Origin of the sequence: Ruegeria sp. (assembly GCF_965199275.1) — a bacterium.
Lineage (GTDB): Bacteria > Pseudomonadota > Alphaproteobacteria > Rhodobacterales > Rhodobacteraceae > Ruegeria.
This window is the reverse complement of sequence record NZ_CBDAQX010000021.1, coordinates 755,412-779,752: the sequence shown is the minus strand read 5'-3', so window position 1 is coordinate 779,752 and position 24,341 is coordinate 755,412. Positions and strand designations below refer to the sequence as shown.

The following is a 24,341-nucleotide window of genomic DNA, read 5'->3' as shown; positions in this document are numbered from 1 at the left end:
GACAGCAAATGTCTGACACACCGGCAAGAGGCAAGCGGGTTCACATCAGTGTGACTATTTGACGGCTGTTTCTGCGATGGATTGAAACTTTTGGTCTAGTTCTGCGGCAATATCGGAAAGGGCCTGACCGCCCTGATCCGCGTAAGGCTCAAACACAAAGCTGGGGGTTTTGTAGGACAAACTCGCGGTGCCGTCGTCATTTTCGGTGACATACAGGCGAATCGGAGCCTCGATCATCGCTGCGGTCGAGGTTTCGAGTACCCGCACCGCATAGTCGTTGTTGAACACGCCGATCACGCGATTGCCCGGAATGGTGATCCCACGGGCCGCCGCCGCTTTGGTCGGCCCGGCCTGAGTGACCACGATCAGCCCGTGTTCCTTGACGGCGGCCTTGGTGTCAGCCACCAGCGCGTCATAGGATTTCCCCGTGTCATGAACGGCCCATCCCGGCAGGGCCTGATCCGCAAGGGCAGGCGAGGCCAGCAAATAGAGTGCAGCGCAAATTGCTCTCATCACAGGGTCTCCGTGTTGTTGGTGCCCAACTAGAGCAGGTTTCGCCCATCGCTGCATTCACATTTTCGTATGCGTCTTCAGGGTGACCGCTTTTGCAGCAGGTAGATGTCCATGATCCAACCATGATCGGCTCGGGCCTGCGCGCGGGTGGTCAAGATGGTCTCGGCTACCGCATCCAGCGGACCGTGGATCAGGATTTCTTCCTTCATGCCGACATAAGCGCCCCACCAGATATCGAACGCCTCCATGTCCAGAGCCTGGAACGAACACTCGCCGTCCAGCATCACGGCAACCTTGGTGGCGTCCGAGGGCCAGCCTTCGTCGCGAATACGACGGCCAGTGGTAACAACATAAGGCGCGCCAATATCGTTGATGGGAATGGCATGGGCTGCCGTCAGTGCCTGTAGCGCGGTAATCCCAGGAATCACCCGTTTGCGCGGTTGTGGGTCCAGCCGCGCTGCAATGCGAAGCGAGCTGTCGTAAAGCGATGGATCCCCCCAGATCAACAGCGCGATCTTCGAGGCCTCAGGATGCCCCGCCATCGCTTCTTGCCAGCGCAGAGCAATAGCATCGTGCCAATCATCCACGCCTTGCAGATATCCGTCATCCGAACGGCGTTTGGGGATATCGAAATACGCGATCTGCGGAGGGGTCTCAGTGACCTTGGCGATGATTTCTTCGCGCAGCCCGGCCAGATCGGCTTTGTTCTCACCCTTGCGCGGGATCAGGATCAGATCCGCCTCGCGGATTGCCTGTGCGCCTTGCAGGGTCACGTGATCGGGATTGCCGGTGCCGATGCCGATCAGAGACAGCTCATACATCCTCGAACTCCGCCAATGGACCATAGAGGATCAGGGCAGGGGCCGTTCCGATCTCGGATTTCAGCGTGTCGGCCAGCGCGCCAATGGTTGAACGGTGCAGCTTTTGATCCGGTGTGGAAACGGATTCCGCCATCAGCGCGGGCGTATCCAGCGGCAGGCCGTTGGCATTCAGGGCCTCGACTAGCAACGGAAAGGTTCGTTTGCCCATGAAAACAACGGTGGTCGCCGCAGCATCCGCCAAAGCGGTCAGATTAAGATCGGGGGGCAGCTGCCCGCTGACATCGTGGCCGGTGACAAACTGTACACGCCGGGCCGTCAGCCTGCGTGTCAGCGGAATACCGGCAGCGGCAGCGGCCGCGATGGCCGAGGGGATGCCAGGGATGATCTCATAGTCGATCCCGGCGGCGCGCAGGGCAACGATCTCTTCCTCAAGCCGTCCGAACATGCCGCCATCGCCGGATTTTAACCGCACGACCCGTTGACCGGTCTGCGCGTATTCCACCAGCAGACGGCTGACATGATCCTGTTTCGGCGAGGGCCGTCCGGCCCGTTTGCCGACGCCCACAAGATCGGCATCCGGTTGCGCGTGGCTCAGAATGGGTCCGCTGCTCAGATCGTCGAACAGCACGGCGTCGGCCTTCTGCATCCGGTCCACGGCCTTCAAGGTCAACAATTCCGGGTCTCCCGGACCGGACCCGATGAATGACACAAACCCGCTCATGCCGAGGCCTCGGCGATGAGGTGAAAGAAGGTCCCAGTGACGTTGCCACAGCGCGATCCGGTCTGCGGGCCTTCATCCCCTTCGGCATCGAACACGCGCGCCAGCGGTGCATCAGGCTGTTCGATGATCGAGGAATAGTGGAACTCATGCCCGCGCAGCGATGCGCCTTGCGCAAACCCTGGCATCGGAGACAGCAGTTCTGCCCGGCGATACCCCAGGTTGAACTTGCGCTTCTGGTACGAGGTCTGCAGCCCCAGCAATCCAGCCATCTGGTGCGGCACGCCCTCTTTGTCGATCAGAACCTCACCAAGGGCCATGTAGCCACCGCATTCCCCATGCACCGGCTTAGTTTCTGCGTGTTTCCGCAAACCGGTCAGGAACGTGTCCGCGGCGGCCAGAGTGCCTGCGTGCAGCTCCGGATACCCACCCGGCAACCAAACCAGATCGGCATCATCTGCGGGGGCTTCATTGGCCAACGGCGAAAACGGCAGGATCTCGGCCCCCGCCGCGCGCCATCCCTCCAACAGATGCGGATAGGTGAACGAAAATGCTGCATCCCGGGCCAGCGCGATTCGTTGCGCCGGAGGCCGCGGCAGCGCGGCTGACGATGGCCCTTTGGGGCCTGAGGAAACCGCTAGTTTGATTGCCTCAAGGTCCACATGCTCCCGCAGGAATGCCGCATAACCCACAATGGCACTTTCCAGATCGGGATGCTCAACCGCTTGGATCAACCCCAGATGACGTTCCGGCAGAGTCAGGTCTCCGCGACGGGGCAATACGCCCAGAACCGGCAGGCCTGCCCGTTCCATACCCAACCGTGTCAACCGCTCATGCCGAGGGCTGGCGCAGCGGTTCAGGATCACTCCGGCAAAGGGCAGATCGGGGTTGTACATCTTGAACCCCAGCGCGGTCGCCGCTGCCGATTGGGCCTGACCGCCCACGTCCAAAACCAATACAACGGGCCAGCCCATGCGTTGCGCGGTTTCGGCACTGGACCCGTGGCCCAGCTCGCCGGGTTTGGCGACGCCATCGAAAAGACCCATCGAGCCTTCGGCCACCACGATATCCGCCCCTTCGGCCTGATCCGAGATCGCGCCAAGCAGCCCGTCGCCCATCGCCCAACTATCAAGGTTGAACGAAGCTCGCCCCGCCGCCGCGCGGTGAAAGGCCGGGTCGATATAGTCGGGGCCACTCTTGAACGGCTGCACGATCAGGCCATCCTCGGCCAGCGCCCGCAACAGGCCCAGCATCACGGTGGTTTTGCCGGTCCCTGAAGAGGGCGCGGAGATCAAAATGCCCGGAGGGGTCGTCATCGCGTCATTCATCCTCGGGGCTCCAGCTTGACCACGGGCTGTCCGCGCTCTGTGGGCGGTAGCGGCGGTCGTAGCCTTTCGAATACAGGCAGCTCTCGTCGAATCCTTCACCCGCCAGTGCAGGCCCGACCATGATCAACGCGGTGCGCGAAATGCTTTCATCCAGCGCGTCTTTGAGCGTGGCCAGCGTCGCGCGGATGATCCGCTCATCCGGCCAACTGGCCCTGTAGACGACCGCCACGGGACAGTCCGCGCCATAGGCAGGGCTCAGATCGGCAATCACTTTGTCCAAATTGCCGATCGACAAATGAATGGCCAGTGTCGCGCCGGTGCGGGCGAAGTTTTCCAGCGTTTCGCCTTCGGGCATCGAGGACGCACGGCCTGGGGTCCGCGTCAGGACCACCGATTGCGCGAGGCCGGGCAAGGTCAACTCTGTGCCCAAAGAAGCTGCAGCCGCTGCGAAGGACGGCACCCCCGGGGTAACGCTGACGGGGATGCCCATCTCTTTCAGTCGGCGGATTTGTTCACCCATTGCCGACCAGACCGACAGATCGCCCGAATGCAGGCGTACTACATCCTGGCCGGCCTTATGCGCCGCATCGATCTCGGCCATGATCTGATCCAGATCCATGGGCGCGGTGTTGATGATCTTCGCGCCTTCGGGGCAGTGGCTCAGAATTTCTTCGGGCACCAGAGATCCCGCATAGAGGCAAACGTGGCAGCAGGCGATGATATCGCGCCCACGCAGGGTCAGCAGATCGGCGGCGCCCGGTCCAGCGCCAATGAAATGAACGGTCATGAGTGTCCTCCGATGGCAATGGCGCATGTCGCCAGCCGGTCGTCCGAGATATGTCTGGGTGAAAGAAGCCGCGCGCCAGTTCCGGCGGCGACCAATGCGGATGCTTCGGCCACGCTGCCGGTGCCATAGGTGGCGCGGCTGCGGTTCGAGCATGTCAGGGTGCGTTGCCCGGCCAGATTGGCTGCGGCAACGAAATGCACGGGCAGGGCAAGGCCTTCCGCGAAACGGGCCAGAGCCAGGTGACCCTCTTTGTCGGCAACGGTTGCCAAGGCTTGAACGTCATGATCAGCGGCAGCGGCGTCATAAGCCGCGCGCAGGCTGTCCACTGTTGCGCTTGATGAAAAGCCAAGGCCTGCGACGATCATAGCGTCACACTCCATTGCACGACCGGATAGGCCGATTTCCATCCGCGCCGAGGGCCGAGCGGTGCCGAGTGCGCAAGCTCAATCCGCAAAAGATCTCCGCCCAATTCTTCGTGCCAGCGGGCCAGCAGCGCTTCGCTTTCCAAAGTAACGGCGTTGGCGACCAAGCGGGCGCCTGATGGAAGGGCATCGCGCAGCCACGCCAAGAGATCGGCGCTGAGACCGCCTCCAATGAACACTACATCGGGCAGAGGCAGACCTGACAGCGCATCCGGCGCCGTACCGTGAACGACATTCAACCGATCTTGCCCCAACGCATCGGCATTGCGCCGGATGCGTTCGGCGCGATCTACGCGGGGTTCGATGGTTGTGGCCGTCAAGGTCGGATCACACATCAGCCATTCAATGCTGATCGAGCCCGTGCCGCCGCCAATATCCCACAGATGCTCGCCGCGTTGCGGGGCCAACGCCGACAGGGTTAGCGCGCGGATGGGGCGTTTGGTGATCTGGCCGTCGGTCTCGAAAATATCGTCGGGTTTGCCGGATGCCTTGGGGAAAACGCGCCCTTCGCCCGCAACCTCCAGCCCGACGCAGACCGGGTGATCGAACGTGCCCAGAAGCGCTTCGGTCAACGAGACCGAGCGCGCGCGTTCACGCGGGCCGCCTAATGCCTCCATCACGTGCAACTGGGTATCGGCGAACCCGGTCTCAGTCAGATAGGTCGCAAGTTCCGCAACGGCTGCGCCATTGCGCAGCAGGATGATCGCCCGCAGCCCCGGAGACAGGTGCGGTCGCAAACGCGTCAGAGGAGCGGCGTGCAGGCCAAAGGTCTGGGTGCCCTCCAGCGGCCACCCCAAACGCGCGGCGGCCAGCGAAAAGGTCGATTGGCCTGGTCGGGCGGTCCACTCGGCAGCGTCGAAGTTGCGTGCAATCACCGAACCCGCCCCGAACCAGAACGGATCGCCCGAGGCCAGAACCACGGTCGCACGGCCCTGAAGCCCGGTCAGAATCGGCAGACCGTCTGAGAAAGGTACCGGCCATTCGATCCGCTCAGCCCCTGTTTCGGGCACCAGTGACAGGTGGCGAGGCGGGCCCATGATGACCTCGGCACGATCCAGCACTTGACGGTTTGCGGGCGACAGGCCATCAAGCCCACCTTCACCTAGGCCCAGAACGGTTAGCCACGGAGTATCAGACATGACCAACCTCCTGATCCCCAATGTGCTTATTCTGGGCGGCACGACCGAGGCGAACGCTTTGGCCAAAGCCGTTTCCGAACATGGGCTTGCGGCGACCTATTCCTACGCGGGACGGGTCGAGAACCCGCGCCCGCAACCCTTGCCGGTTCGGGTCGGCGGGTTCGGCGGCGTGCAGGGTCTGGTTGCTTACATCCGCGACAACGGGATCAGCCATGTGATCGACGCGACGCATCCTTTCGCCTCGCAGATGAGCCGAAATGCGATTGAGTCCTGCCGTGCAGCGCAAACGCCATTGGCCGCGCTGACGCGACCCGCTTGGCGCGCGCAGCCCGGTGATGACTGGCGACACGTTCCCGATATCCCCGTCGCAGTTGACGCGCTGAACGTCGAGGCGCAGCGCGTGTTCCTTGCCGTTGGTCGGATGCACCTTGAGGAGTTCTCTGCCCAGCCCCAGCATCACTATCTGCTGCGCCTGGTCGATGCGCCCGATGAGCTGCCCTTGCCGAGTGCCGATGTCGTTGTCGCCCGCGGCCCGTTTGCCGAGGCTGATGACCGCGCGCTGATGCAAAGGCACGGGACGCAGTTGGTTGTGTCCAAGAACGCAGGCGGCACGGGCGCGCGAGCCAAGCTGGACGCGGCGCGGGCGTTGGGCCTGCCAGTGCTGATGATCGACCGTCCGGTCCTGCCAGAGCGGACCGAGCTGTCGACGATTGCACAGGTTCTGGACTGGCTGGCTCATTCCGGGGTGAACCTCGGGGTGTAGACGATCGGCGCGCCGTCGCGTTTGATCACGCGGGTGCGCGATGATCCGACAATGACCACCGTCTGCATATCCGCCATCTCGGGCGTGGCCTCGGCCAGAGTGGAGATCCGGATCGCTTCGTCCTCGCGCGACACGGCGCGCGCGAAAAGGATCAGACGTTCGGGCTCACATTCTTCACGTAGGATTTCCAATGTCTTTACAAAGCCTTCCGGCCGCGACTTCGAGCGCGGATTGTAAAAGGCCATCGAGAAATCCGCCTGCGCCGCCAGACGTAGCCGCTTTTCGATCAGCGACCAGGGTTTGAGATTGTCGCTAAGGTTGATGGCGCAGAAATCATGCCCCATAGGCGCACCGGCGCGGGCAGACGCGGCCAGCATCGCAGTGATCCCCGGCAGCACATCAATCGGAATGTTGCGCCATTCTTCTGAACCGTTCTCCAGCGCCTCGAACACTGCAGAGGCCATCGCAAAGACACCCGGATCGCCTGAGGACACAACAACCACGCGTTTCCCGTCAGCCGCCATCTGTAGCGCGTGTTGCGAACGATCGATCTCAACCCGGTTGTCACTGGCGTGCAGCGTCAGGCCGGGACGCTCAGCCACGCGCGCGACATAGGGGATGTAGCCCACCACATCGGTCGCATCGGCCAGAGCATCGGAGACTTCGGGCGTGACCAAATCTTCATTGCCCGGCCCGAGACCTGCGATCTTGACCCATCCGCTCATGGCCGTCGCCCCTGACCGTGCACCAGGATGATCGAGAAATAGGGGGTGATCCCCTCGCAATTTTCGGACAATTTGCAGACGCGTTGGTTCGGCATTTGCGCGTATTCCACGATCCACGCGCGGTCATACATCCCAGCGGTCTTGAGCGCGCGCTTCACCTTGTCGATATTGCGTCCAATCTTCATCACGACCACCGCGTCAGTCTTCGCCATGCGTTCGGCCAGAACCTCTTCGGGTAGGGTGGCGGCAAGAACGGTCAGAATATCGTCGCCCCATGTAATCGGATCTCCTGTTGCTGTCCAAGCGCCGGACATGCCGGTGATGGCCGGGACAACCTCGACGGGGGCGATATCGCGAAGGCGGGTATAAAGATGCATGAACGAGCCGTAGAAAAACGGGTCACCCTCGCAGAGAACCACGACGTCTTCGCCCTTCTCAGCAAGGGCTTTCAGATGCTGCGCGCAGTCCTCGTAGAACGCGGCCAACAACTCGTTGTAGCGCGGGTCGTTCAGAGGGATCTCGGTTGTGACGGGGTATTCCATCGGAAACTCCACCGCACCTTCCGGGATCATACCGTTGACGATCTTACGTGCCTGACCGCTACGGCCGGGCTTGCGGAAAAACGCAACGTGGCAGGCATTGCGCAGTAGGCGGTCGGCCCGCACGCTCATCAGGTCGGGGTCACCGGGGCCGAGGCCAACGCCATATATCTTGCCGGCGCTCATTCGGCGCGGCTCGCGATGGCGTTGATGGCGGCGACGGTGATGGCGCTGCCGCCGAGACGGCCTTTTACGATGCAGGACGGCACCGGCTGCGCCTCCCACAGGGCGTCCTTGGATTCGACCGCGCCGACAAAGCCCACAGGGCAACCTATGATGGCGGCGGGGCGCGGGCAGTCGGGGTCTTCCAGCATGTTCAGCAGGTGAAAAAGGGCCGTCGGCGCATTGCCGATAGCGACCACAGCGCCCTCAAGATGCGGGCGCCACAGCTCAAGCGCTGCGGCAGAGCGTGTGTTGCTCATTTCTGCAGCCAGAGGGCGCACGCGCTCGTCATGCAGGGTACAGATCACCTCATTCTCGGTGGGCAGGCGGAACCGGGTCACGCCCTCGCTGACCATGCGCGCGTCACACAGGATCGGCGCGCCGTTTTCCAGCGCGGTGCGCGCGGCACTGACGAAACCGGGCGAGAAATGGACGAACTCTTCCAGCCCGACCATGCCAGCCGCGTGGATCATCCGAACGGCGACCTGCTCTTCATCGGCGTCAAACCGGGCCAGATCGGCCTCGGACCGGATGGTTGCAAAGCTCTCCTTGTAGATCGCCGCGCCGTCGGTTTCGTAAGTGTAGGGCATCAGGTGAAGTCCATCGTCATCAGTGTTTCGGGGTCCAGCCCGCGCAGGATTGGCTCATCCCCCGCGCGGCCCTGTTTGACAAGATCAAATCGTCCGTTCTGGCCGACTAAAGTCACATCCGAGGGGTCCATCCGGGCGCACCCTTTGGAACACCCCGAGACATGAAGGGTGCCGGGCACAAGAGGGGCCAATTCGCGCGCTATATCGCGGGTTTCCACTTGCGCCTGCGGGCAGAACGGTGCGCCGGGGCAGGCGTCGGTGGTCATAAGCGGGTCGGTGCCGTTCGTGACAAAACCCGGTGCAGGTATCGCCGCCCCGCCTTCCAGCAGGATCAGTCGCCAAGGGGTGACGCGTAGGGCAGAGGCGCCGCTGTCGCGGATCAGCGCGTGCAGCTCATTTGCGGGCAATTGCCCAAAAGCCGCGCCATAGAGGTTACCCAAATCGCAAGCGCCTGGTTGCAACGACGCGCCGATGGGTCCGGGGTCGCGGCCCTGCCATTCCGCGGGCAGACCAAAAGCCGCCACGGCCCGGGCCATGCGGCGGGTGTCTGGTGTGAAGACCTCGGCAAACCATGTGGCCAGAGCAATCAGTTGATCAATGGCCTCGGCCTCCGAGACTGCACGTCCGGTTTGTGCTCCATCTGCGCGTAGGATCAGCCCATCGGCGGAACGCTCAACCCGGATATCGGCCGAGTCCGCCGTGAGTAGACGCGTCGGCCCAGTGTCGATGGCAAAGCCGAATTTGGCCGGTAGAGCAGGCAACTCGTTCAGTCGGTCGATCAATTCCTGCGATAGCCGTGCGGTCAGGTCGCCCGGCTGGTAGAGCGGTGAGACCAGAATGTTGCGCCGGACTTCGATACCCGGCTCCACGTCCAGCAGCCCTAGCGAGGACAGCTCGGACAGCAAAGCTTGATGATCGGCTTCCTGCACGCCACGCAACTGTAGGTTCGCACGGTTGGTCAGGTCGATTGTGCCGTTGCCGAATCTTTGGGCCACTTCACACAGGCCAAGGGCTTGCAGTGCGGTCAGCCGCGCCAGCCGAGGGCGCACGCGCACCACGAGCCCATCCCCAGACATCATCGGTCGGTGCGCGCCGGGGCACCAACCTTGGACGACCGGTATTGGGGCGGGCGCGCTCATCCCAGCCCCTCCAGATCCGCCCGGATCGAGTTGTGCCTTGTGTTCCACAAACCGGCATCCAGCAGCGCGCGGAACCTGCCCTGCATCGCCTGATGGGCCTGCGGATTGGCCTGCTGCAGGAAGGCATCCACATCTTTATCGCCCAGAGTGGCATCGTGGTAGAGGTCGAACAGATGCGGCGCAACGGAACCCGACAGATGCGCAAACGAGGCCATGTGATCCAAAGTCGCCGCGATCTCGGCCGCGCCACGGAAGCCATGCCGCTGCATCCCGGCGATCCAGTCCGGATTGGCAGCGCGGGCGTGGACAACGCGGCTGATCTCTTCCGGCAAGGTGCGGGCGCGTGGGTTAGCGGGGTTGGTATTGTCCAGATGATACAGCTGCGCGGTGCCACCCGTGGCCTTCTTGGCGGCGGCAAAACCGGCCTCGTGCGTGGCGTAGTCATTGGCCAAAAGCAGGTCTGTCTCGGTCAAGTCCTGCAGGTGAACAAAACTGTCGGCATGCGCCACGCGTTGGGTGATGCCCGCCCTGTCCTGAACGATATTCTCGCCTTCCAGCGCAAAAGAGCTGGCCTCAAGCCATGCCTCACCTGCCTGCGCGCGAGCCTCTTCGGTATAGACCTCGGATAGTTGGGTCATGTTGACGCCATAGCTGCCAGGCGCGGGGCCGAAGACGCGAGCCGACGGTGCCTGACCGGCATAGGGGTTCCAGTCGGTCGCCTCATCCCGCGCCGCCAAGGCGCGGATGGCCTGACCGTAAAGCGCCGAGAGAGTTGGGAAGACGTCCCGGAACAGGCCCGACACACGCAGCGTCACGTCCAAGCGCGGGCGGCTGAGGTCGGTGATCGGCAGCACCTCGATCCCCGATACTCGCTCGGATCCTTTATCCCAGACCGGTTTCACGCCCAGCAGGTGCAGCGCCATGGCGAATTCCTCGCCCGCCGTTCGCATGGTGGCTGAGCCCCACAGATCGACGATCAGCCCCTTGGGATAGTCGCCTTCTTCCTGAAGGTGACGCCGCACCAATTCCTCGGCCAGTTTGACGCCTTGGGTGTAGGCCGCCCGCGTCGGAACCGAGCGGGGGTCGGTGGTATAGAGGTTCCGCCCGGTCGGCAGAACGTCCGAGCGGCCGCGATAGGGGGAACCGGACGGCCCGGCCTCGATCCGTTTCCCGGCCAGCGCGTCGATCAGAGCGTTTCGTTCCGCATGGGCCGAGGGCGCAGGGTCGAAAGTACCGGAAACCTCAGGCGCACGGCCATAGATATGCAGCCCGTCGCCAAACTGGCTTTCCTTGATGTCACAGACAAAGCGGTCGATGCGGGTAATCGCCGCGGCAGTGCAGGTGGCCTGATTGAGGCCCAGATCGCTCTCCAGCCCTATCGCCTGCGCCTCGTCCCGGATATCTTCCTGCAGGCGATCGCGGCGTTTCGGGTCGAGGCCATCCGCATTCGAGAACTCATCCAACAGCGATTCCAGCCGAACCATGCGATCCGGGGTGCCGCTTTCCTTCATCGGGGGCGGGATATGGCCCAGCGTTACGGCTCCGATCCGGCGCTTGGCTTGCGCGGCCTCGCCTGGGTCGTTGACGATGAAGGGGTAGATCACTGGCAAGTCGCGGATCAGCGCCTCGGGCCAGCAATTCGCCGACAGAGCAACGGACTTGCCCGGAAGCCATTCCAGAGTGCCATGCGCGCCGATATGGATCAAAGCGTCTGCGCCCAGCCCCTTGCGCAGCCACAGATAGAAGGCGACGTAGCTGTGACGCGGGGTGCGAGACAGGTCGTGATAGTCGTCATCGCGCAGTTCGGGTGTGCCGCGTTCGGGCTGTAGAGCAACGAGCGCGTTGCCTCGGCGCAGGGCGGAGAAGTGGAACGCGCCTTCAGTAAAATCCGGGTCGTCTTCGGGCTTGCCCCAAACGGTTTGGAGATCGGCGCGCAGTTGCTCGGGCAAGTCAGCTAGGGCTGCCTTGTAATCTTCCAGAGGCCACGAAATGCGCGCGTCCAGCAGGGTTTCCGCAATCGGCTCAGCCGGCGCGGTTCTGTAGCCCTCGGCCTGAAGATCGGTCAGCATCGCCTCGGCCGAAGCCAGCGCGTCGAGGCCCACCGCATGCGCCATTTGCCAGTCTTTGCCAGGATAGGTCGACAGCACCAGCGCGGGTACCTGATCCGCCTTTGGCTTGTCATGCAGGGTTAGCCAGCCGGTGACACGGTTGATTATCGCTTCGATCCGTTCTTGCTCAGCCCGGTGGGCAAAGCGGGAATATTCCAGATGCGGATCGCGCTTGCCAGGTTCCTTGAACGAGGCGATGCCCGCCGAAATGCGCCCGTCCACTTCGGGCAGCACCACATGCATGGCGAGATCGGCGGGGGAGAGGCCTCGTTCCGCCTCGGCCCAAGCCTTGCGACGGGATGTGGCGAGGGCCATCTGAAATACCGGCACGCCTGCTGCGTCGAGAGGGGACGTTCCCGATGCGCCTTTGCCCGAGAAAGAGGTGGCGTTGATGATCGCCGAAGGTTTCAAAGCGACGATGTTGTCACGCAGCCATTCAGCGGCAGCAGGTGCTTTGAGCGAGGGGGCAAAGAGGCCCACGGCCTGAAACCCGCGATCCCGCAAGCTGCGGATCACGGCGGCGACAGGGGCCGTATCCGCCGAGGTCAGATAGGCGCGATAGAAGGTGATGACGATACGTTTTGCGTCGCCCGCAAAGGCTGTCTCAACTGGGATCACGCCGCGCACAGGGCACCACGCGCCGGATTCGGGCAGGGTCTTGGCCCCCATAACAGGGCCGGCGTAGAGCCCCGCCGCCAATGCCATCTGCGCCAAGGCGGCCTGTGCCGCGACTTCACCGCCGGTGTCGCAAAGATGTGCCAGACGGCGCAGGGTCGAGACGGGCAGGGTTGAATACTCATCCAGCCGCGTATCCTCACGCCCGTCGGCGGGTAGGACGGCCAACGCGATCCCCTTGGCCTGCGCCAGCGACAGCACTTGCTGCAGCCCGTAGGCCCAGTAAGGCACGCCGCCAATAAGACGGATCAGAATGCCCTTCGCACCCTCCAGCGTCTGTTCTACGTAGGTGTCGACGGACAGAGGGTGTTTCAACGCCGTCAGGTTGGCCAACCGCAGGGTCGGCATACGCCCTCCCGGCCCGCCGCCGCGATGCCAGCCTGCCGCGAAAGCGCCAAGGTCGCTGTCCGAGAAGGACAGCACCACCAAATCCGCCGGGCTCTGGCCCAGATCGGTTGGGGTTTCCGTTTCTTCTAACCCGTGGCTTTCGCGGAAGACGACGTGCATGGGCCTTACTCGGCGGCCTCGGTGACACCCGCGAGGATTTCGCGGATCTCTGCTTCCTTGATGTCGTCATGCTCGGCGATCACTACCATGCGCGAGCGGCGGTCTTCACCGGGCTCCCACGGACGGTCATACTGGTGACGCACACGCGCACCCACGGCCTGAACTAGCAGGCGCATAGGCTTGCCTTGAACGGCGGCATAGCCTTTGACGCGCAGGATGTTCAGCTCATTGGCCAGACGTTCGATCTTGGCGACAAGATCGGCGGGATCGGTCTGTTCTGGCAAATCAACGATGATGCTTTCGAAGTCATCATGTTCGTGATCGTGGTGACCATCGTGATGGCTGGGCCGCGCGTCCATGTCGTCTTCTGCAGCCGCTTCCAGCCCCAGAACGACACGTACATCCACGGCACCTTCGGCCACTTCGACAACGGGCAGCGGGCGAGGGGCTTCGGCGGCGATGATCTCTTTCGCTTTTGCCACGCCTTCGGGACCGGCCAGATCAGGCTTGGTCAGCAGGATGATGTCGGCGCAAGAAATCTGATCCTCGAACACCTCGGACAGAGGCGTTTCATGGTCGATCGAGTCATCGGCCAGACGCTGAGCGTCCACTGCTTCGACATTCGGAGCAAAGCGACCGGCCGCGACGGCCTCAGCATCGGCCAACGCGATGACGCCATCGACGGTGATTTTTGATCGGATATCGGGCCAGTCGAACGCCTTCAGCAGCGGCTTGGGCAGGGCGAGGCCAGAAGTTTCGATCAGGATGTGATCGGGGCGCGGCTCCAGCGCCATCAGGGCTTCGATGGTTGGGATGAAGTCGTCAGCCACAGTGCAGCAGATGCAGCCGTTGGCCAGTTCCATGATGTTTTCCGCCGGGCAATCAGGGATGGCGCAGGATTTCAGAATATCGCCATCGACGCCGACATCGCCAAATTCGTTGACCACCACGGCCAGACGCTTGCCCTGCGGGTTCTGCATCAGGTGCTTAACCAGAGTCGTCTTGCCCGAGCCCAAGAAGCCAGTGATCACGGTGACGGGGAGTTTTTCCAAGTTGCTCATTTCAGGGCTCCAATCGGGGGAATGCGGGCTGCGCAGTTTTTGCGGAAATGTTCGGGGCGCTCACGCCATTTGACCAAACCGTCCTCGGTCGCGAGGTACTTGGTGGCGCCGTCAACGATCACGTCGATATGGTCTGTTTCGTTCAAATGTTCATAAACGAAGGTCCAGCGTTCCGGGCCGCCACGCAGCACGATGGAACAGCCCTCGTTGCAGTTGGACAAGCATTCCACGGCTTTGAGGGTAATCCCTTCCGGCAGGTCCGCCTGTTCAAGCGCCTTGTGCAACAGGGTGCCGGGGCGTTTCGCATCGTCTTCAACGGGCAGCCCGCGACGACAGGTGGTGCAAACCAGCAATTCGACCGGAGCGGTCTCGGTCATGTCTCTCATCCCCCCAAATCCTCATCGTGGGGGACGGGGTTTCATGCGGGTCCCTTGACCCGACACCGGAACACCCCGTCCGGTTTCATCTTCGGGCGCTGGCAGGTCTCCCGGCTTGCGGATGTCAGAGGCGTCCTCTGTCGGATGTCCCGCCTTCCCGGCTTTGCGCCAGTGGCTTGGGCACCCTCTCCGGTCACGGTCGCGGGGGCGGCTGCGTTTGGCGGAAAACCCGTTGACGCATTCCCTTTTCATCTGTTCTCACAGACACCAACATGAGGCTCATGCGGCACGCACCCGCAGCTTGTCAAGCGCGATGCAGCTCAGACCGCTGCGGCACGTTGAAAAGCGACCTGCCAGCGTCGCTAGGCGGCATGAACAGGGCGCTGATGCATGGTCGCATGGCCTCAAATCGCAAACGGAGGCGAAATCCATGAAAGTAGGTTTTATCGGGCTTGGGAATGTGGGTGGCAAGCTGTCAGGGTCATTGCTGCGCAATGGAATCGACCTGACGGTTCATGACCTGAGTTCCGATCTGGTCGAGGCCTTTGTCGCGCAAGGCGCCAAAGCGGCTGAAAACCCGGCCCAGATGATGCGCGATTGCGATGCCGTGATCACCTGCCTACCGTCGCCTGCGGCCTCGGACTCGGTGATGCAGGAGATGCTGCCTGAGGTTGGCCCAGGTAAGATCTGGATGGAGATGTCCACCACCGACGAGGCCGAGGTCAAGCGGTTGGGCGCATTGGTTCAAGGGCGCGGAGGAGCCGCCGTAGATTGCCCTGTCTCGGGTGGCTGCCACCGCGCGGCGACGGGTAATATCTCGATCTTCGCTGGCTGCGACCGCGATACGTTCGAACGCATTCTGCCCTTCTTGACGACCATGGGTCGGCGGGTTCTGCACACCGGAGAGCTCGGCTCGGCCTCGGTCCTGAAGGTGTTGACCAACTATCTGGCCACGGCCAACCTGATCACCTGTGCTGAAGCTCTGGTCACCGCCAAGGCCGCCGGGATGGATTTGAACACCACCTATGAGGCCATCAAGATTTCGTCAGGGACGTCGTTCGTGCACGAAACCGAAAGCCAGGTGATCCTGAACGGCTCGCGCGATATCTCGTTTACCATGGATTTGGTGAAAAAGGATATCGGCCTGTTTCAGGACGTCGCCGATCGCGCCGGTGTTCCGCTGGAAATCAATCCGGTGATGATCAAGATCTTTGAAGACGGCATCGCCCGGTTTGGCGAGCGTGAGCTGTCGCCAAACATCATCAAACGCCTGGAAGAGGCCACGGGCTTGGACATCCGCGCACCGGGTTTTCCTACGGAAATGCAGGACGATGAGCCGGAAGAACCAGGGTACGAGGTTGTGCCTCAGGGGCGTTCCTTCTGAAAACTGATTTCCAGAGACGAAATTTTTAGGAAGGGGATGTGGAGGCGAGTACCGGAATCGAACCGGTGTACACGGATTTGCAATCCGCTGCGTCACCACTCCGCCAACTCGCCTTTTCAAGTAAAATCAAATACTTGCCGTGGTGTGATGGGCGTTTTAGCAGCTTTCATCGGGGGCGTCCAGAGTATTGCCGTCGATTTTGGGCCGCAAATCAATATTTGTGGGCGGCCGGACTAAACGGATCGTGAACCAGGCTTGCGGCATCTGGGCCGTTGTCGAGTCAGGTCGAGTGTGGCACAAGCCAATTACCCAAGGGATTGAAAAGAGAGATCAGATGTCAGATTTCGCAGCCCGGCGCCGCACGATGGTTGATACGCAGGTACGACCCTCGGATGTGACCAAGTTTCCAATCATCGACGCGATGCTGTCCGTTCCGCGTGAAAGCTTTGTACCGACCGCACAGCGCGAAGCGGCCTATGTCGAAGAGCTGATAGATCTGGGTAACAACCGCTGTATTCTTGAGCCGCGCACTCTGGCTAAGATGTTGGATGCGCTGAATATCTCGAATGACGAAATGGTCCTCGATATCGCGTCGGCCTACGGGTATTCGACCGCAATCGCCGCTCGAATGGCGCAGCTGGTGGTTGGAGTCGAATCCGACGAACATCTTGCGTCCGAAGCGCAAAGCGTGCTGACCGAAGAAAACGTAGACAATGCCGTCATTCATGTCGGGCCTCTGGAAGAGGGAGCGGCCGAGCATGGCCCTTATGACGTGATTATGATACAAGGTGGTGTCGAACAGGTGCCCGACGCGGTGCTGGACCAATTGAAGGATCAGGGCCGGATCGCCTGTCTGTTTGTGGATGGGCAACTGGGTACAGTTCGCATCGGTCGCAAGGCCGGTGGCGTGGTCAGTTGGCGGGATGCCTTCAACGCCAGTGCGCTGGTTTTGGACGGTTTTTCCAAAGAGTGTGCATTTTCGCTATAGTCCGCTGACTGTTGTTTCCACCACCTTGATTAGTTGAACATAAAGACGCAAACTGCCGGAGAGGCAGCGTAATTTCGATTTGAGAGGATTTGGTATGCGTGGAAAGACAGCGGGAAAGCTGGTCAAAGCGCTTGCAGTGACTGCGGCCATTGCCCTGAGTACTGTTCCCGGACGGGCCGTCTGGGCTGACAATCTGACAGATGCGTTCATCGGAGCGTATAACACCAGCGGTCTGCTGGAACAGAACCGAGCCCTGTTGCGGGCAGCGGATGAAGACGTGGCAATTGCGCTTTCCGCGCTGCGCCCGATCATCAACTGGACGGTTCAGGTTAGTCAGGATTACACGAGAACAAGAACTGACTCCGTCAGAACAAGCACCGACCCGTCGCGATTCTTCTCGGGTCTGACGCTCAGCCAGCTTTTGTATGATGGCGGGGCATCGGTGCTGGGCAAGCAGTCCGCACAGGAAACGGTTCTGTCGACGCGCCAGTCGCTAATCGATATCGAGCAGCAAGTTCTTTTCCGGGCCGCAACCGCGTATCTGAGCGTCCTGCTGCAAGAAGAAACGGTTCAGATTCGGCAAAACAACGTCGATCTGTCCAGCGAGGAACTTCGGGCCTCGAACGACCGCTTCGAAGTGGGTGAAGTCACGCGGACTGACGTGGCTCTTTCTGAGGCGCAGCTGGCCAGTTCGCGCGCGGATCTTGCGGATGCCAGAGGGGATCTCAGCACCGCTCAGGCCGAGTATGTTAATGCGGTCGGCAAGTTGCCGGGGCGTACGGCTGGGCAGCCGGGGCTTCCGAACCTCCCACGCTCGCAATCCGAGGCAATCAGCCTCGCGCAACGCAATCACCCGGCGATTCTATCGGCTCAGCACCAGGTGCGGGCGCTGGATTTGATCGTGCAGCAGCAACGTGCCAACCTTGGGCCCAATGTCAGCCTGAACGCGGATGCGGGTGTGACGCAGCGATATGACAATGATGACTACATCAACGACGCCACGGTTTCGCTGAACTTCAACCAGCCGATCTATGCGGGCGGTCGTCTTGCGGCCAACGTGCGCCGGGCGATGGCGACCCGGGATTCGTCGCGGGCCAATCTGCTGAACGTGCAGAAGAATATCACTCAGGGCGTGACAGACGCCTTTGTGCGGTTCCAAACGGCAACGGCCAGCCTGACGGCCTCGACCGAGCGGGTTCGCGCCTCGCAAGTGGCCTTTGACGGGATTCGCGAAGAGGCAACGCTGGGCGCGCGAACCACGCTGGACGTGCTGACCGCTCAGCAGGATCTTCTGGACGCGCAATTGGCCGAGGTCGCCTCGCGCACCGAGCGGTCCTTGGCGGCATACCAGCTGCTGCAGGCGCAAGGTCTTCTGACGGCTGAACGTCTGGGGCTTGCGGTGCAAATCTACTACCCGACGCTGTACTACAATCTGGTCAAAAAGGCTCCGGCGCAGGTTAGCAAGCAAAGCAAAGATCTGGATCGAGTTCTCAAAGCGTTGCGGCGGGACTGATCTATACTACTGGTGTCGAGAACATTCTGAATTGTCCGGTGTAGGTAACATGCCAATTGTCCGCTTCAGTTGATTGCGCGGTGGCCCAATTCGGAGGGAGCCGTAGGCGACCGTAGATTTGGGCCACCGCGTTCGCGCCACGTCGAAGCGGGTCACGCGACTTTGTGTTTGCTATCCTCCTGTGTGATGGGTGATCCGTCAGGCTGGTAGCGGCCAATGCATCTCGGGCCGTGGAAGATGACCAGTTGACCATCGGGGTATTCGTGGACCCTGACCTTCGCCTTGACGAAATGATGACGGTGCCTGTCTGCCGCGATCTGCATGACCAGGCCCTTGTAGCGCACCGTATTGTCGTTGCCGACGACGCGGTCTTCCTGCACACACAGGGTGTCGCGCACATTGCCTGTAAACGGCACGAAGGCCGAGGTCGTATCCTCCGGCTCCTTTGCAAACAGGGCATTGTGTTCGGGAAGATAGACCTCTTTCAGGAACTGATTGGCCTCTTCAATGGTTGTGATCCCATGGGACCGCAGTTCCTGCGGCAATCGGTTCTGGAACGTGCCAAACATGCGTTCAGACCGTCCACGGGCCTGCGGTGAATAGGCCGGGATCAGCTCAATGCCGAGTTGCTGCAAGGCGCGCCCGACCTGGGTCAGATTGTCCTTGTCCACTTTGCCGCCCGCTTCGGGCGTATGCCAGTAATGAGAGCCCCGATCGGCATAGAGCGAGCAAAACAGACCTTGCGCCTCGATCACCTCTGTCAGCCCCTGAAAACTGCTCATCGTCCCTTCTTCCTCGACAAAGAATGCCGAATAAACCCGGTTGGTGGCATCGTCCATGGTGACGATCAGATCCCACCACTGACCCGGAACCCATTCATGGCTGGAGCCGTCCTGATGCAACATCATGCCAACCATCGGACGGCGGGGCCGCTTGCGCCGATGGGCACCTCGTCGGGGTGCTGCCTGAACCCGGCCGTGGCGCTGCAGTGTAAGCCGCACCCAGTTGTAGCTCTGTGTGAAACCATGGTGGGCCACCAGCTTCTCGTGGAAATGCTTCGGCGTGTAATCCCAGTACTTGGTATCAAACAGTTCAAGCATCTCCATGACCTTATCCGTGGCAACACGATTGTTGGCCAGTTTGCCAAGCCGACGGTCGTACAGACCTTCTGCACCATCCGCCTCAAATCGATCCTCCCAACGCCTGACGGTGCGCACGGATACACCCAGTATCTCAGCCGCCTGTTCTTGCGTCAGCTTGTTCGCGCTTCGCCGCGAATACACATCTTCAAACTTCATCAGTCGAACTTCCTGTAACACTTCTGCTCGGTTCATAACGCCTCCTCTCAGAGACAGAATAGAACCGGACAGATCGCATGTTACATACACCGGACATATCGCGTGTTAGCGACACTGATCTATACTACTGGTTGTGACGCCCGACGTGTTTGGCTACACTTGGTCTCAAGAAAAGAGCGGTAGAGAACAATGTCGGATAGCGTCATGACCTCAGGTATCGAGGATGTACTGTCGTCGGTAAAACGACTGGTGAGCGAAGACGGTCGCAAAGTGTCGGATGCCGATACTGCGACCGCTCCACGCAAGCCGGGGCGATTGGTCTTGACGGACGCGCTGCGCGTTGGTGACGCGCCAAAATCCGAACCCCTGAAACTGGAACCCAAATACAGTCCCGAGGATTCGGCCAAGCCGATGCTCCTGCGGGCCTGTGATATTGTTCAGCCGGGCGACGCAGCCAATCACGATGGTGCTGAGGAGGTCGGCGACGAGACCCCGTCGGAAAACCTGTCCGGTAGTCTGAGTGCTAAGACCGAAGCCCTTGAGGCCGCCATCGCGCGGACCGAGGACCAATGGGAGCCGGACGGAGACAGCGACGACGCCTATTCCGGCACGCCCTCGAAGGCGCTGCATTGGATACCTGCGCCCACCTTTGAAGACGAGGATGCCGAGGATGTGGATGCGCCCTCAGGCGAGGCGGATAAGTCGGCGACATTTGTTCGGCATGGCGAGACCCCTGCTGCCGAGCCAGTTGAGGACGCGTCCGAGGATATGATCGATGACGAGATCGGGCTGTCTGCGTCCGAGGAGGAGGCCTTGCGTGAGATGATCGCCGAGGTTGTCCGGTCCGAGCTTCAGGGCGCGTTAGGGGAACGCATCACCCGCAATGTCCGCAAGATGGTCCGGCGCGAGATTCACCGTGCGCTGACTGCCAAAGAGCTGGAATAAAAGCTCAGGCCCGTTGCGGCGTCCGAGCAAGCTCCAGCAGCAGATCCAGATCCATATGCTGTTCAAGATGGTCTGCCAGATCATCCAGCGCCTGTTCGACTCCGTCTTCATATGCGGTCTCGGAGGTGACACCCAAACGCGATAGGTATTGCGCGCGGAAGGCATCGGATGAGAAAATCCCGTGCAGATAGCTGCCCAGAATGCGCCCATTGGCACTGGCGGCACCTTCAGGGCGTCCTTGCACCTCAAGCCAGGCACGGGCGCAATCGGGCCCTTCGGTCCGGCCCATGTGGATCTCGTACCCACTGACAGGTTCGCGATTTGGCAGGGCGCAGGCCTCGGTCAGGGTCACGTGTTTCTTACCCGCCATGACCGTGTCAACGTCCAGTAGCCCAAGGCCCTCAACCGTGCCGGGCCGACCATCGACGCCTTCGGGGTCCGAGATCGTTTTTCCCAGCATCTGGTATCCGCCACACAGGCCCAGAACGTGACCTCCGCGACGTACATGCGCGTGGAGGTCGATATCCCAGCCCTGCTTCCGGAAATAGGTCAGATCACCGATGGTTGATTTGCTGCCGGGCAACAGCACCAGATCGGCATCACCGGGCAGGGCGCGCCCTGCGGGGATGATCTCGACACTGACGCCGGGCTCAGCCGACAGAGGGTCCAGATCGTCGAAATTGGCCATGCGCTCCAGTTGAGGCACCACAACCTTGCAGGCCCCACCGGTATGAGAGCGGATGTCCATCATATCCTCAGCGGGTAGTTTCCAGGCGTCGTGGAACCACGGCACAACACCCAGGCAAGGCCAGCTGGTCCGCGCGGCGATATCATCGCGCCCTTCATCAAACAGAGATACATCGCCTTTGAAGCGGTTGACGGCAAAGCCACGGATCATCGCCAGATCGCCCTCGTCCAGCACGGCCTGAGTGCCCACGATCTGCGCAATCACGCCACCCCGGTGGATATCGCCCACCAGCACTACTGAAACCCCGGCGGCGCAGGCGAAACCCATATTGGCGATATCACCTTTGCGCAGGTTGGTCTCAGCCGGGCTACCCGCGCCCTCGATCAAGACCAGATCAGCGTCGCCGCAGAGCCGGTCAAAGCTTTCCAGCGCGGCCCCCAGCAGTTTGGATTTGTCCTTGCGATAGTCGCCCGCCTTCATGGTTCCGGCACGCTGCCCCTGCACGATGATCTGCGCGCCAGTATCCGTTTCGGGCTTGAGCAGGATCGGGTTCATATCCGTATGAGTCGGGCGTTTGGCCGCGCGCGCTTGCAAGGCCTGTGCGCGTCCGATCTCGCCTCCGTTTTCCGTCACAGCTGCGTTGTTCGACATGTTCTGCGGCTTGAACGGAGCGACCTTCAAACCGCGCCGCGTGAACGCCCGCGCCAACCCGGCAACCAGAACCGATTTGCCGACATTGCTGCCGGTGCCTTGAATCATGATGGCGCGAACCATGGGTATCTCCTATACGTTGGGGGCAAATGACCTGATTTGACGCTAAAGGGAAAGCCCCAGATGAACACACCCGCGCATCTTTTGATCGGCGCAGCCGCCTTTGCGCGGCCTGCACGCGGGCGCATACTTTGGGCGGCTGTGCTTGGATCGCTGTTGCCGGATCTGTCGCTCTACCTGATGGCGGGGGTATCGCTGCATATTCTGAACATCCCGCCCCATGTGGTGTTCGACGAGCTGTATTTTTCACCGCAATGGCAGACGGTTTTCGCCATCGACAACTCGTTCATCCTGTGGGGGGTGGCACTGGCGCTGGGGCTTTGGCGGGGATGGCGTGTCCTGACGGTGGCTGCGTCGGCGGGTTTATTGCATCTGCTGATGGATTTCGGGCTGCATGCGGGGGACGGGCGCCCTCAGTTCTGGCCGCTGAGCGATTGGGTCTTTCACAGCCCGGTCAGCTATTGGGACACGTCGCATCACTCGATTTGGGTTATGCCGGTGTCAATCGCGCTCTGCGTCGGCTCTTATGTCGTGCTTTGGAGCAGGGGGCTGTCGCTGTCCGCAAAGCTCTTCTTCGCGCTGCTGCTGGCGGCCGAGATTTGGGTCGCTCGGCAATGGGTTCTGTTTTTCTAGACATAGCCAAAGAAAAACGCGCCCCAAAGTCTGGAGGCGCGCTTTTTCGTAGTGAAATCGCCTTGGATCAGGCGGCTTCGGCTTGTTGGGCGGCGTTGCGACGCTCGCTTTCTTCGCGCGACAGGGCGACGGACGTCCGCACACCACGGCCAACGAAGTCCATCAGTCCGCTAACAACCCGCTCGTTCGGGTCGATACCCGCGCAGGACAGCACCTCGCGACCATCGCGCGAGCGGGCCCAGCGGGCGATTTGTTCGGAGCCATTGCCGTATTTCTTGTCATCGGCGATGGCATCATCCAGTGCGGCCAGCACAACAGCCGCGAAAAGTTTGCGTGCACGATTGCCTTGTTCATTGTTAAAGGCAGTGCCGTCAACGAAATCTCTCATCTCGTCTTCCTTGTTGTTCTTGCTCTTGCATTTTCGGTGTGACGGTCCTTATGACCTATTAGCTCCGATTCGGATACAGCTAAAATGCATAGTTGCGTTGCGTCATTTGCATGGCTTGCTGCATGTGCAGCACTAGGTGTCGTTGTCTTGTCAGGGATGGTCCTGCCAGATATAGGGACGACAACTGACGCATCAACCGTTTGTGAAGGAATTATGTCATGCCCAAGATCAATGGGAACGAAATTCGCCCTGGCAACGTGCTTGAGCATAATGACGGGCTGTGGGCGGCTGTAAAAGTAGACCATGTAAAGCCCGGTAAAGGAGGCGCTTTTGCGCAGGTCGAACTGCGCAACCTGCGCAACGGGTCTAAATTGAACGAGCGGTTCCGGTCAGCGGATAAGGTCGAGCGTGTTCGGCTTGAGCAGAAGGATCAGCAGTTTCTGTACGAATCTGATGGCATGCTGGTGTTCATGGATGCCGAGACCTATGAGCAGATCGAACTGCCTGCCGACCTGCTGGGCGAGCGTCGCCCGTTTCTGCAGGACGGCATGACCATCGTGGTCGAGTTCTACGAATCTGAGGCTTTGAACGCCACGCTGCCCCAAAAGGTCACCTGCCAGATCGTCGAGACTGAGCCGGTTGTCAAAGGTCAGACTGCTGCGAACTCGTTCAAACCGGCGGTTCTGGACAATGGCGTCAAGGTCATGGTGCCTCCATTCGTGGGTCAGGACGAGATGATCGTGGTGAACACCGAAACCATGGAATATTCCGAGCGCGCCTGATAGCCGCCCATTTGTACTCCGAAAAGACCGCGCCAGCCTGCCGCTGCGCGGTTTTTTTAATCGCGGTGGCGATAGCGTGTCGGGTCGGGGCCAAACAGCTCTAGCATCAGTTCATATTTGATCCGGTTGGCGCTGACTTGCCGGTAAAAGGCGATCAAGAAGGCCGTCGGCCCCTGAATGCGGCCGAGGCCACTGGTGGCGGCCACAACGGTCCCCACATCGGTTTTGCCTTCAAGCACCAGCCAGCCGCCCAGCATCAATATGCCGACCGTTCCTGCGCCGTTGATCACACTCAGCAGGAACTTGGCCGAAAGCTTCCACAGAAACATTCGCTTGCGGGTTTGTCAATCGGCATTGAATAATGACCCCCCATCGGCGTCCAAATTTGACCCCCCTTGGAGCTAAGAGGGGCGTTGAGGGGGTCGTGTTTAGGTTGATTCAGGAGGGGGTGGACAGCAGGTCAAACCGAAAAGAGAGCGTAGCTCGACTGAAGGTTTGACCTGCTGTCTGTTTTGAA

At 61.1% G+C, this 24,341-nt stretch carries 25 protein-coding genes, 1 tRNA gene and 1 riboswitch; of the genes, 7 read left to right on the top strand and 19 right to left on the bottom strand.

Going from position 1 to position 24,341, the window contains the following annotated elements; genetic code table 11:
- Positions 1 to 54: 54 nt before the first annotated feature.
- The 7 genes from ACOERD_RS18595 to cbiE form a co-directional block, all read right to left on the bottom strand.
- Positions 55 to 513, bottom strand: coding sequence for a DUF302 domain-containing protein (locus ACOERD_RS18595; RefSeq protein WP_419740008.1), 459 nt, complete (start codon positions 511 to 513; stop codon positions 55 to 57).
- Between the two features lie 77 nt (positions 514 to 590).
- Positions 591 to 1,334: a precorrin-6A synthase (deacetylating) gene (gene cobF, locus ACOERD_RS18590; RefSeq protein WP_419740007.1), complete on the bottom strand. Its 744-nt coding sequence runs from the start codon at positions 1,332 to 1,334 to the stop codon at positions 591 to 593.
- On the bottom strand, positions 1,327 to 2,055 hold the full coding sequence (gene cobA, locus ACOERD_RS18585) for a uroporphyrinogen-III C-methyltransferase (protein WP_419740006.1): 729 nt from the start codon (positions 2,053 to 2,055) through the stop codon (positions 1,327 to 1,329). Before cobA ends, cobF begins: the two co-directional genes overlap by 8 nt.
- Positions 2,052 to 3,380: a cobyrinate a,c-diamide synthase gene (locus tag ACOERD_RS18580; RefSeq protein ID WP_419740005.1), complete on the bottom strand. Its 1,329-nt coding sequence runs from the start codon at positions 3,378 to 3,380 to the stop codon at positions 2,052 to 2,054. Before ACOERD_RS18580 ends, cobA begins: the two co-directional genes overlap by 4 nt.
- Complete coding sequence (gene cobM / locus ACOERD_RS18575; protein ID WP_419740004.1) at positions 3,373 to 4,167, bottom strand: precorrin-4 C(11)-methyltransferase; 795 nt, start codon at positions 4,165 to 4,167, stop codon at positions 3,373 to 3,375. Before cobM ends, ACOERD_RS18580 begins: the two co-directional genes overlap by 8 nt.
- Complete coding sequence (locus tag ACOERD_RS18570; protein WP_419740003.1) at positions 4,164 to 4,532, bottom strand: cobalamin biosynthesis protein; 369 nt, start codon at positions 4,530 to 4,532, stop codon at positions 4,164 to 4,166. Before ACOERD_RS18570 ends, cobM begins: the two co-directional genes overlap by 4 nt.
- Positions 4,529 to 5,728 (bottom strand): precorrin-6y C5,15-methyltransferase (decarboxylating) subunit CbiE, encoded by a 1,200-nt coding sequence (gene cbiE / locus ACOERD_RS18565; RefSeq protein ID WP_419740002.1) that lies wholly within the window; start codon positions 5,726 to 5,728, stop codon positions 4,529 to 4,531. The genes ACOERD_RS18570 and cbiE overlap by 4 nt, the downstream gene beginning before the upstream one ends.
- Here cbiE and ACOERD_RS18560 point away from each other — a divergent pair.
- The gene (locus ACOERD_RS18560) at positions 5,727 to 6,491 is read left to right on the top strand and encodes a cobalt-precorrin-6A reductase (protein ID WP_419740001.1); all 765 of its coding nucleotides are present in this window, start codon (positions 5,727 to 5,729) and stop codon (positions 6,489 to 6,491) included. The two genes, cbiE and ACOERD_RS18560, sit on opposite strands and share 2 nt — an antisense overlap.
- On the opposite strand, the gene cobJ is transcribed toward ACOERD_RS18560, so the two are convergent.
- From cobJ to ACOERD_RS18525, 7 genes are read right to left on the bottom strand one after another with little or no spacing between them, the layout of a single operon-like run.
- Positions 6,464 to 7,216: a precorrin-3B C(17)-methyltransferase gene (cobJ, locus tag ACOERD_RS18555; RefSeq protein ID WP_419740000.1), complete on the bottom strand. Its 753-nt coding sequence runs from the start codon at positions 7,214 to 7,216 to the stop codon at positions 6,464 to 6,466. The genes ACOERD_RS18560 and cobJ overlap by 28 nt on opposite strands.
- Entirely contained in the window at positions 7,213 to 7,941 is a 729-nt protein-coding gene (locus ACOERD_RS18550) for a precorrin-2 C(20)-methyltransferase (protein ID WP_419739999.1), read from the bottom strand. The genes cobJ and ACOERD_RS18550 overlap by 4 nt, the downstream gene beginning before the upstream one ends.
- Positions 7,938 to 8,567, bottom strand: a complete 630-nt coding sequence (locus ACOERD_RS18545; RefSeq protein WP_419739998.1) for a precorrin-8X methylmutase — start codon at positions 8,565 to 8,567, stop codon at positions 7,938 to 7,940. The genes ACOERD_RS18550 and ACOERD_RS18545 overlap by 4 nt, the downstream gene beginning before the upstream one ends.
- On the bottom strand, positions 8,567 to 9,706 hold the full coding sequence (gene cobG, locus ACOERD_RS18540) for a precorrin-3B synthase (RefSeq protein ID WP_419739997.1): 1,140 nt from the start codon (positions 9,704 to 9,706) through the stop codon (positions 8,567 to 8,569). The genes ACOERD_RS18545 and cobG overlap by 1 nt, the downstream gene beginning before the upstream one ends.
- Entirely contained in the window at positions 9,703 to 12,996 is a 3,294-nt protein-coding gene (gene cobN, locus ACOERD_RS18535) for a cobaltochelatase subunit CobN (RefSeq protein ID WP_419739996.1), read from the bottom strand. The genes cobG and cobN overlap by 4 nt, the downstream gene beginning before the upstream one ends.
- Positions 12,997 to 13,001: 5 nt before the next feature.
- The gene (gene cobW / locus ACOERD_RS18530; RefSeq protein ID WP_419739995.1) at positions 13,002 to 14,057 is read right to left on the bottom strand and encodes a cobalamin biosynthesis protein CobW; all 1,056 of its coding nucleotides are present in this window, start codon (positions 14,055 to 14,057) and stop codon (positions 13,002 to 13,004) included.
- Positions 14,054 to 14,434, bottom strand: a complete 381-nt coding sequence (locus ACOERD_RS18525; protein ID WP_419740168.1) for a DUF1636 family protein — start codon at positions 14,432 to 14,434, stop codon at positions 14,054 to 14,056. Before ACOERD_RS18525 ends, cobW begins: the two co-directional genes overlap by 4 nt.
- A gap of 82 nt (positions 14,435 to 14,516) precedes the next feature.
- A riboswitch (cobalamin riboswitch) is annotated at positions 14,517 to 14,721 on the bottom strand.
- Positions 14,722 to 14,747: 26 nt separating this feature from the next.
- On the opposite strand from ACOERD_RS18525, the gene ACOERD_RS18520 reads away from it, so the two are divergent.
- Positions 14,748 to 15,818, top strand: a complete 1,071-nt coding sequence (locus ACOERD_RS18520; protein WP_419739994.1) for an NAD(P)-dependent oxidoreductase — start codon at positions 14,748 to 14,750, stop codon at positions 15,816 to 15,818.
- Between the two features lie 39 nt (positions 15,819 to 15,857).
- Here ACOERD_RS18520 and ACOERD_RS18515 read toward each other — a convergent pair.
- Positions 15,858 to 15,931, bottom strand: a tRNA-Cys gene (locus ACOERD_RS18515).
- 221 nt (positions 15,932 to 16,152) lie between these two features.
- Between ACOERD_RS18515 and ACOERD_RS18510 the strand changes: the two genes are divergently transcribed.
- Together ACOERD_RS18510 and ACOERD_RS18505 are read left to right on the top strand one after the other, a co-directional pair.
- Positions 16,153 to 16,806 (top strand): protein-L-isoaspartate O-methyltransferase family protein, encoded by a 654-nt coding sequence (locus tag ACOERD_RS18510; RefSeq protein ID WP_419739993.1) that lies wholly within the window; start codon positions 16,153 to 16,155, stop codon positions 16,804 to 16,806.
- 94 nt (positions 16,807 to 16,900) lie between these two features.
- Complete coding sequence (locus ACOERD_RS18505) at positions 16,901 to 18,319, top strand: TolC family outer membrane protein (RefSeq protein ID WP_419739992.1); 1,419 nt, start codon at positions 16,901 to 16,903, stop codon at positions 18,317 to 18,319.
- A 152-nt stretch (positions 18,320 to 18,471) separates the two neighbouring features.
- On the opposite strand, the gene ACOERD_RS18500 is transcribed toward ACOERD_RS18505, so the two are convergent.
- Positions 18,472 to 19,653: an ISNCY family transposase gene (locus ACOERD_RS18500; protein ID WP_419737631.1), complete on the bottom strand. Its 1,182-nt coding sequence runs from the start codon at positions 19,651 to 19,653 to the stop codon at positions 18,472 to 18,474.
- Between the two features lie 168 nt (positions 19,654 to 19,821).
- Between ACOERD_RS18500 and ACOERD_RS18495 the strand changes: the two genes are divergently transcribed.
- Complete coding sequence (locus ACOERD_RS18495; protein WP_419739991.1) at positions 19,822 to 20,562, top strand: hypothetical protein; 741 nt, start codon at positions 19,822 to 19,824, stop codon at positions 20,560 to 20,562.
- A 4-nt stretch (positions 20,563 to 20,566) separates the two neighbouring features.
- On the opposite strand, the gene ACOERD_RS18490 is transcribed toward ACOERD_RS18495, so the two are convergent.
- Entirely contained in the window at positions 20,567 to 22,024 is a 1,458-nt protein-coding gene (locus ACOERD_RS18490) for a cobyric acid synthase (protein WP_419739990.1), read from the bottom strand.
- Positions 22,025 to 22,084: 60 nt separating this feature from the next.
- Here ACOERD_RS18490 and ACOERD_RS18485 point away from each other — a divergent pair, with 60 nt between their 5' ends.
- Positions 22,085 to 22,654 carry a cobalamin biosynthesis protein CobQ gene (locus ACOERD_RS18485; protein ID WP_419739989.1) on the top strand — a complete coding sequence of 190 codons (570 nt, stop codon included), beginning with the start codon at positions 22,085 to 22,087 and terminating at the stop codon, positions 22,652 to 22,654.
- A gap of 67 nt (positions 22,655 to 22,721) precedes the next feature.
- Here the strand turns inward: ACOERD_RS18485 and ACOERD_RS18480 are convergent, their stop codons facing one another.
- A complete protein-coding gene (locus ACOERD_RS18480; protein WP_419739988.1) occupies positions 22,722 to 23,042 on the bottom strand; it encodes a DUF6280 family protein in 321 nt (106 codons plus the stop codon).
- Positions 23,043 to 23,260: 218 nt separating this feature from the next.
- On the opposite strand from ACOERD_RS18480, the gene efp reads away from it, so the two are divergent.
- Positions 23,261 to 23,824: an elongation factor P gene (efp, locus tag ACOERD_RS18475; protein WP_170700249.1), complete on the top strand. Its 564-nt coding sequence runs from the start codon at positions 23,261 to 23,263 to the stop codon at positions 23,822 to 23,824.
- 56 nt (positions 23,825 to 23,880) lie between these two features.
- Here the strand turns inward: efp and ACOERD_RS18470 are convergent, their stop codons facing one another.
- Complete coding sequence (locus tag ACOERD_RS18470; RefSeq protein ID WP_419739987.1) at positions 23,881 to 24,153, bottom strand: hypothetical protein; 273 nt, start codon at positions 24,151 to 24,153, stop codon at positions 23,881 to 23,883.
- Positions 24,154 to 24,341 lie beyond the last annotated feature (188 nt).

Coding starts and splice junctions, on each gene's coding strand:
- ACOERD_RS18560 (WP_419740001.1), top strand. CDS start 5,727: ATGACCAACCTCCTGATCCCCAATGTGCTTATTCTGGGCGGCACGACC.
- ACOERD_RS18570 (WP_419740003.1), bottom strand. CDS start 4,532: ATGATCGTCGCAGGCCTTGGCTTTTCATCAAGCGCAACAGTGGACAGC.
- cobM (WP_419740004.1), bottom strand. CDS start 4,167: ATGACCGTTCATTTCATTGGCGCTGGACCGGGCGCCGCCGATCTGCTG.
- ACOERD_RS18510 (WP_419739993.1), top strand. CDS start 16,153: ATGTCAGATTTCGCAGCCCGGCGCCGCACGATGGTTGATACGCAGGTA.
- ACOERD_RS18490 (WP_419739990.1), bottom strand. CDS start 22,024: ATGGTTCGCGCCATCATGATTCAAGGCACCGGCAGCAATGTCGGCAAA.
- efp (WP_170700249.1), top strand. CDS start 23,261: ATGCCCAAGATCAATGGGAACGAAATTCGCCCTGGCAACGTGCTTGAG.
- cobW (WP_419739995.1), bottom strand. CDS start 14,057: ATGAGCAACTTGGAAAAACTCCCCGTCACCGTGATCACTGGCTTCTTG.
- cobF (WP_419740007.1), bottom strand. CDS start 1,334: ATGTATGAGCTGTCTCTGATCGGCATCGGCACCGGCAATCCCGATCAC.
- ACOERD_RS18470 (WP_419739987.1), bottom strand. CDS start 24,153: ATGTTTCTGTGGAAGCTTTCGGCCAAGTTCCTGCTGAGTGTGATCAAC.
- ACOERD_RS18505 (WP_419739992.1), top strand. CDS start 16,901: ATGCGTGGAAAGACAGCGGGAAAGCTGGTCAAAGCGCTTGCAGTGACT.
- cobN (WP_419739996.1), bottom strand. CDS start 12,996: ATGCACGTCGTCTTCCGCGAAAGCCACGGGTTAGAAGAAACGGAAACC.
- ACOERD_RS18485 (WP_419739989.1), top strand. CDS start 22,085: ATGAACACACCCGCGCATCTTTTGATCGGCGCAGCCGCCTTTGCGCGG.
- ACOERD_RS18595 (WP_419740008.1), bottom strand. CDS start 513: ATGAGAGCAATTTGCGCTGCACTCTATTTGCTGGCCTCGCCTGCCCTT.
- ACOERD_RS18525 (WP_419740168.1), bottom strand. CDS start 14,434: ATGACCGAGACCGCTCCGGTCGAATTGCTGGTTTGCACCACCTGTCGT.
- ACOERD_RS18520 (WP_419739994.1), top strand. CDS start 14,748: ATGCAGCTCAGACCGCTGCGGCACGTTGAAAAGCGACCTGCCAGCGTC.
- ACOERD_RS18500 (WP_419737631.1), bottom strand. CDS start 19,653: ATGAACCGAGCAGAAGTGTTACAGGAAGTTCGACTGATGAAGTTTGAA.
- ACOERD_RS18550 (WP_419739999.1), bottom strand. CDS start 7,941: ATGAGCGCCGGCAAGATATATGGCGTTGGCCTCGGCCCCGGTGACCCC.
- ACOERD_RS18480 (WP_419739988.1), bottom strand. CDS start 23,042: ATGAGAGATTTCGTTGACGGCACTGCCTTTAACAATGAACAAGGCAAT.
- ACOERD_RS18495 (WP_419739991.1), top strand. CDS start 19,822: ATGACCTCAGGTATCGAGGATGTACTGTCGTCGGTAAAACGACTGGTG.
- cobJ (WP_419740000.1), bottom strand. CDS start 7,216: ATGAGCGGATGGGTCAAGATCGCAGGTCTCGGGCCGGGCAATGAAGAT.
- cobA (WP_419740006.1), bottom strand. CDS start 2,055: ATGAGCGGGTTTGTGTCATTCATCGGGTCCGGTCCGGGAGACCCGGAA.
- cobG (WP_419739997.1), bottom strand. CDS start 9,706: ATGAGCGCGCCCGCCCCAATACCGGTCGTCCAAGGTTGGTGCCCCGGC.
- ACOERD_RS18545 (WP_419739998.1), bottom strand. CDS start 8,567: ATGCCCTACACTTACGAAACCGACGGCGCGGCGATCTACAAGGAGAGC.
- ACOERD_RS18580 (WP_419740005.1), bottom strand. CDS start 3,380: ATGAATGACGCGATGACGACCCCTCCGGGCATTTTGATCTCCGCGCCC.
- cbiE (WP_419740002.1), bottom strand. CDS start 5,728: ATGTCTGATACTCCGTGGCTAACCGTTCTGGGCCTAGGTGAAGGTGGG.